General features: G+C 36.0%; 4 protein-coding genes and 1 pseudogene. 2 read left to right on the forward strand and 3 right to left on the reverse strand.

Translation table 11 applies throughout. From position 1 onward, the window contains the following. Positions 1 to 26: 26 nt before the first annotated feature. On the forward strand, positions 27 to 1,580 hold the full coding sequence (locus tag ACFWDE_RS02215; protein WP_002089888.1) for an ABC-F family ATP-binding cassette domain-containing protein: 1,554 nt from the start codon (positions 27 to 29) through the stop codon (positions 1,578 to 1,580). 23 nt (positions 1,581 to 1,603) lie between these two features. Here the strand turns inward: ACFWDE_RS02215 and ACFWDE_RS02220 are convergent, their stop codons facing one another. Then, positions 1,604 to 2,485: a TetR/AcrR family transcriptional regulator gene (locus tag ACFWDE_RS02220; RefSeq protein ID WP_377889734.1), complete on the reverse strand. Its 882-nt coding sequence runs from the start codon at positions 2,483 to 2,485 to the stop codon at positions 1,604 to 1,606. A gap of 303 nt (positions 2,486 to 2,788) precedes the next feature. On the opposite strand from ACFWDE_RS02220, the gene ACFWDE_RS02225 reads away from it, so the two are divergent. Further along, positions 2,789 to 5,905 carry an efflux RND transporter permease subunit gene (locus ACFWDE_RS02225; protein WP_377889736.1) on the forward strand — a complete coding sequence of 1,039 codons (3,117 nt, stop codon included), beginning with the start codon at positions 2,789 to 2,791 and terminating at the stop codon, positions 5,903 to 5,905. A gap of 25 nt (positions 5,906 to 5,930) precedes the next feature. Here ACFWDE_RS02225 and msrB read toward each other — a convergent pair whose 3' ends face one another. After that, positions 5,931 to 6,383: a peptide-methionine (R)-S-oxide reductase MsrB gene (msrB, locus tag ACFWDE_RS02230; RefSeq protein ID WP_377889742.1), complete on the reverse strand. Its 453-nt coding sequence runs from the start codon at positions 6,381 to 6,383 to the stop codon at positions 5,931 to 5,933. A gap of 45 nt (positions 6,384 to 6,428) precedes the next feature. Then, positions 6,429 to 6,896: pseudogene (gene msrA / locus ACFWDE_RS02235) on the reverse strand (peptide-methionine (S)-S-oxide reductase MsrA); the annotation flags it as partial. Between the last annotated feature and the right edge of the window lie 264 nt (positions 6,897 to 7,160).

The raw sequence follows: 7,160 nt of genomic DNA on the forward strand, positions 1-7,160 counted from the left end.
CTATTTCAAGTTGGACGGAGGATACTATGAGCTTATTAACAGTAGAAAAACTAGGCCATACATTTGGCGATCGCACATTATTTAAAGATGTATCCATGCGTTTACTAGCAGGAGAACATGTCGGATTAGTCGGTGCAAACGGTGTTGGTAAATCAACATTTATGAATATTATTACTGGTCAACTTATCCATGATGAAGGCCGTGTAGAATGGACACCTGGTACAAATTACAGTTACTTAGACCAGCATACAATTTTAACACCTGGTCGCACAATTCGTGATGTATTAGCTGACGCATTTTTACCTTTATTTGAAAAAGAAAAAGCTTTAAATGAAGTTGCAGAAAAAATGGGAACTGCAACACCGGAAGAATTAGAGGACCTTCTTGAGCAGATGGCAGAAATCCAAGATGCTCTCGAAGCAGGCGGTTTCTATTTACTAGATATGAAAATCGAAGAGGCAGCAAGAGGTCTTGGAATTGATGCAATCGGTTTAGATCGTGATGTTTCAGCACTAAGTGGTGGACAACGTACAAAAGTATTACTTGCAAAGCTATTACTTGAGCAACCAGAAGTGTTATTACTCGATGAGCCTACTAACTATTTAGACGTTGAACATATTCATTGGTTAACGAATTATTTAAAAGAATATCCACATGCATTCTTATTAATTTCTCATGATACGGAATTTATGAACAAATGCGTTGATGTTATTTTCCATCTAGAATTTACAAAAATGACGCGCTATACAGCGACATACGAAAAATTCCTAGAGTTAGCCGAAATTAATAAAAATCAACATATAAATGCTTATGAAAAACAGAAAGAGTTTATTAAAAAGCAGGAAGACTTTATTGCAAAGAACAAAGCTCGTTATTCAACGACAGGTCGTGCAAAAAGTCGTCAAAAACAACTTGATCGCATGGAGCGTATTGATCGCCCGGAAACAGCAATTAAGCCAGAATTCTCATTTAAAGAGTGTCGTGCAAGTAGCCGTTTCGTCTTTGAAGGCGAAGATGTAGAAATTGGATATACACATCCATTACTACCAAAGCTATCAATGACAATTGAACGTGGTGAAAAAATTGCCATCGTTGGATGTAACGGTGTTGGTAAATCAACATTACTAAAAACGATTTTAGGAAAAATTAAACCTTTAAGCGGTAAAACAAGTCTTGGTGACTTCTTAGAGCCTGCATACTTCGAGCAAGAAGTAAAAGCTGACAATATAACACCAATTGATGACGTTTGGAACACATTCCCTAGCATGGACCAACATCAAGTTCGTGCAATGTTAGCGAAATGCGGATTAAAAAATGAGCATATCTCTCGCCCGCTAAATCAATTAAGTGGTGGCGAACAAGCAAAAGTTCGTTTATGTAAGCTAATGGGTGAAGAAAGTAACTGGATCCTATTTGATGAGCCAACAAACCATCTTGATGTTACAGCAAAAGAAGAACTTCAAAAAGCTCTGAAGGCATATAAAGGGACAATCCTTCTTGTATGTCACGAACCAGAATTTTATGAAGGCTGGATAACAAAAACTTGGAATGTTGAAGAATGGTCACAAAATAATTCTTAATTATAATAGAAAATCCTTGCGTTCTATATGCAAGGATTTTCTATATTATAGTATGCCGTAAGCCTCAATCGAAACTCATTTAAACCAGGATATACCGCTAAATTAGCAAGCATACCTCTAATGACTGGAATTCTTGGATTTTGCAATCTCATTTCTGCTTCTAAAACATCTAAAGTTACAAGTAACTCATCATTTTCTAATTGATCAGCTAATGTTCGTTTAAATACAATAATTTCACTTAGAAAATGTTCCTTCACCTGTTCCTTAATAAGCTCGGAACTACAAAGAAATTCTCCTAGTCTCTCTTCATGTAGGACAGGTTCCTCCGAAGATTCTAGAAGCCCCTCTACTAAATTATCTATCCTCTGTAAAATAAAGGTCGAAACATAGAATAAATCAATTTCTGGTGCATTTAAAATAATTAATTGTAAATAACCGTGGCATATTCCTTCTACCATAATTACCAAATCTAATAAATATGGACTGACTTTGTCACCATAAATGGACAGTAAGCTATTCCGATAAAATGCGTGAGATTCTAATTTCATCCGCATCATAAACTCTTCTACTTCTTTATTAAATGGAATCGCATTTTCCCTTGCATGCATAATAATAAATTCTTTATGCTTCCGTATATCAGTAAACCGGCAATACAATTGTTTTTCAAATTTTTCACGTGGTAATAACGATTCTTTTTCAATATCCAGCATTTTCTTTTGGATTTTGTCATAATAATATCGAAGTGTCGCTAATAAAAGCTCATCTTTCGATTTAAAATATAAATAAAAAGCCCCTTTTGATATACCACAAGCTGTGACAATTTCTTGTACTGACGTTGCATTTACGCCCTTAGTCGCAAATAACTTCATAGCCATCTCTATAATTAAGCGCTCTTTTTCTTTCATATCTTCTCTCCTAAACTTAATTTCGCATCTTATGTAAATTTAAATTCAATTTAATTTTATATTAGCAAGTAGCAAGACCCCTACCCAAAAATTTAGCGGGACAAAATTCTTTTCGAGGCCTACTATCTATATAGAAGCTCAATTAATAAAAGCTAATGATTGAGTAAGGACTAGTAAAAAATCTCTCCCCTTACAGTTTCACTTTATTATACCATCTCTTTTCATTGACGACTGACCAATCAGTCAGTTATATTATGTATTAGACTGACCAGTTGGTCAATACAATAAAAAGGGAGCGCAAACATGAACAAACTCATTAATTTCTCGTTAAAAAATAAGTTCGCGGTTTGGCTACTAACCATTATTGTTACCATTGCAGGCATTTATTCTGGGATGAACATGAAGTTAGAAACAATTCCTGATATTACAACGCCTATTGTAACAGTAACTACGGTTTATCCTGGTGCTACACCAGAAGAAGTAGCTGATAAAATTTCAAAACCAATGGAAGAGCAACTCCAAAATTTAAGCGGTGTAAACGTTGTTAGTTCATCATCTTATCAAAACGCATCTTCTATTCAGGTAGAATATGATTTTGATAAAAATATGGAAAAAGCCGAAACGGAAATTAAAGAAGCGCTCGCAAACGTGAAACTGCCCGAAGGTGTGAAAGACCCGAAAGTCTCACGAGTAAACTTTAATGCCTTTCCTGTTATTTCATTAAGCGTAGCGAGTAAAAATGAATCTTTAGCTGCCTTAACAGAAAATGTAGAAAAAAATGTTGTTCCTGGATTAAAAGGACTTGATGGTGTCGCATCTGTTCAAATCGCAGGTCAACAAGTAGACGAAGTACAGCTTGTCTTCAAAAAAGATAAGATGAAAGAATTAGGTTTAAGTGAAGATACCGTAAAAAATATTATTAAAGGTTCGGACGTATCGCTACCACTTGGCTTATATACATTTAAAGATACGGAAAAATCAGTTGTTGTCGATGGTAACATTACAACAATTAAAGCATTAAAAGAATTGAAGATTCCAGCTATCCCTCCATCACCGAATGGTCAAGGTAATCAAAACGCTGGTACCGGAACACAAGCACCACAGATGAATCCAGCCGCTATGAACGGCATACCAACGGTTACATTAGAAGACATTGCTGATATTAAAGAAGTCGGAAAAGCTGAGTCTATTTCTCGAACAAATGGAAAAGAAGCAATCGGAATTCAAATTGTGAAGGCTGCTGATGCGAATACAGTTGATGTTGTAAATGCAGTTAAAGATAAAGTAAAAGACCTTGAGAAAAAATATAAAGACTTAGAGATTATTTCAACATTCGATCAAGGTGCGCCTATTGAGAAATCAGTTGAAACAATGCTTAGTAAAGCAATTTTCGGGGCTATCTTTGCGATTGTTATTATTATGTTGTTCCTACGAAATATCCGAACAACACTAATCTCTGTCGTTTCTATACCACTTTCTTTATTAATTGCAGTCTTAGTAATAAAACAAATGGATATTACGCTTAACATTATGACACTTGGAGCAATGACGGTCGCTATCGGACGTGTTGTCGATGATTCAATTGTTGTTATTGAAAATATTTACCGACGTATGTCGTTATCAGAAGAAAAACTACGCGGGAAAGATTTAATTCGTGAAGCTACGAAAGAAATGTTTATCCCGATCATGTCTTCTACCATTGTAACAATTGCTGTATTCTTACCGCTTGGACTTGTAAAAGGTATGATTGGTGAAATGTTCTTACCATTCGCCTTAACTATCGTCTTTGCCTTATTAGCATCGTTACTAGTGGCTGTTACAATCGTACCAATGCTAGCTCACTCCTTATTCAAGAAAGAGAGCATGAGAGAAAAAGAAGTACATCATGAAGAAAAACCAAGTAAATTAGCAAACGGTTATAAACGTATACTTGAATGGGCGTTAAACCATAAAATTATTACATCGAGTATTGCTGTTCTTCTATTAGTGGGTAGCCTTGCACTTGTACCGATTATCGGTGTCAGCTTCTTACCATCTGAAGAAGAGAAAATGATTATTGCAACGTACAAACCTGAACCAGGTCAAACGTTAGAAGACGTCGAAAAAATTGCAACGAAGGCTGAAAAGCATTTCCAAGACAAAAAAGACGTCAAAACGATCCAATTCTCATTAGGCGGCGAAAACCCAATGAGCCCTGGTCAAACAAATCAAGCAATGTTCTTCGTTCAATATGATAACGATACGAAAAACTTCGAAAAAGAGAAAGAACAAGTCGTTAAAGATTTACAAAAGATGTCTGGAAAAGGCGAATGGAAAAACCAAGATTTCGGAGCAAGTGGCGGTAGTAACGAAATTAAGCTATACGTTTATGGAGATAGCTCTGAAGAAATCAAGCCTGTCGTTAAAGACATTCAAAATATCATGAAGAAAAATAAAGACTTAAAAGACGTAGACTCTAGTATTGCGAAAACATATGCAGAATACACATTAGTCGCTGATCAAGAGAAGTTAAGTAAAATGGGCTTAACAGCTGCTCAAATTGGAATGGGACTTTCGAATCAACATGATCGCCCTGTTCTAACAACAATTAAAAAAGACAGTAAAGATATAAATGTATATGTAGAAACTGAAAAACAAAACTATGAAACAATCGATGATTTAACAAATCGTAAAATTACAACACCGCTTGGTAATGAAGTTGCTGTTAAAGATGTTATGACTGTAAAAGAAGGTGAAACTTCTAACACAGTAACACATCGTGATGGCCGTGTTTATGCGGCGGTTAGTGCGAAATTAGCATCTGATGATGTTTCAAAAGCATCTGCCGCTGTTCAAAAAGAAGTAGATAAAATGGATCTTCCTTCTGGTGTAGACGTTTCTATGGGCGGTGTTACACAAGATATTCAAGAATCATTCAAACAACTTGGCTTAGCGATGTTAGCTGCGATTGCCATTGTATACTTCGTTCTTGTTGTTACATTTGGCGGTGCCCTTGCACCATTCGCAATTTTATTCTCGCTACCATTCACAATCATTGGTGCACTTGTTGCCTTATTAATCTCTGGCGAAACGTTAAGTGTATCTGCGATGATTGGGGCTCTTATGCTAATTGGTATCGTTGTAACGAACGCAATCGTGCTCATTGACCGTGTTATTCATAAAGAAAATGACGGCCTATCAACACGTGAAGCATTATTAGAAGCTGGTGCAACACGCCTGCGTCCTATCTTAATGACTGCAATTGCAACAATCGGGGCTCTTATCCCGCTTGCATTAGGATTTGAAGGTAGCGGCTTAATTTCTAAAGGACTTGGCGTAACAGTAATCGGTGGATTAACAAGTTCCACATTGTTAACACTCCTTATCGTACCAATCGTTTATGAAGCATTAAGCAAATTTAAAAAGAAAAAAGCAAAGTAAAAAAATAACCTCGCAATTAGCGAGGTTATTTTTTATTTCCAAACAGGATTAGGAAATCACCATATCCTTCTTTTTCTAAATTTTCTTTTGGAATAAAACGAAGAGCTGCTGAATTAATACAATAACGCAGGCCATTTGGTCCTGGGCCATCTGAAAATACATGCCCAAGATGTGAATCCCCTGCCTTACTTCTCACTTCAGTACGCGTCATATTATGGCTAACATCCATTTTTTCTTCCACACTAGCTGACATAACTGGTTTCGTAAAACTCGGCCATCCACATCCACTATCGAATTTATCGAAAGAAGTAAATAATGGTTCACCCGAAACGATATCTACATATAAACCCTCTTCTTTATGATTCCAATACTCATTTCGAAATGGCGGTTCTGTCCCATTTTCCTGTGTTACATAAAATTGCATCTCATTTAATCTTTCTTTTAAATGAGCGTTGTCCTTTGGCCAATGATTTTTAATGAAGGCATCACGACCTGAGCCTTTACGGTATAGCTCATAACGGAATGTATTTTTCTTATGATATCCTTGATGATATTCTTCAGCTGGATAAAACGTAGCAGCCGGCAATATTTTTGTCGCAATTGGCTTCGAAAAATGCCCACTTTTCTCGAGCTCTTCTTTTGAAGCCTCTGCCTTTTTATGTTGTTCCTCATTATGATAAAAAATCACCGTTTCATAAGACTGTCCACGATCGTGGAATTGTCCCCCTATATCAGTCGGGTCAATTTGTCTCCAATATATATTTAACAACTCTTCATACGGCATTTTATTTGCATCAAATGTAATTTGTACTGCTTCATAATGCCCAGTTGTTTCCGAGCATACTTCTTTATACGTTGGATCCTCTTTATGGCCACCTGTATAGCCTGAAACAACCTGTATAATCCCTTCCATCTCTTCAAACGGCGAAACCATGCACCAGAAGCACCCACCAGCAAATGTAGCTAACTCTACCTTTTCATTTACAGCCATTATTTCACCCCTATTCTATATTCTCCTTACAGTATGGCATAAGAAACATAATGTTATAAAAGAAAAAGCATCGAACATCGATGCTTTTTTAATCTGTACCCCTTGTAAAGGGCATTTTAAAATCAGTGTTCATATTTAATCTATGATTTTTACGTATTTGACTATAATGGATTAGATCAAGTGGATTTTATTTATGAGTTTTTGAGAAATCTAGAAAACGGAAAGTGTTATTTATTAATAGTTAAATAAATATTTACTTTATAT

The sequence above is a fragment of the Bacillus sp. NPDC060175 genome (assembly GCF_042728695.1).
Lineage (GTDB): Bacteria > Bacillota > Bacilli > Bacillales > Bacillaceae_G > Bacillus_A.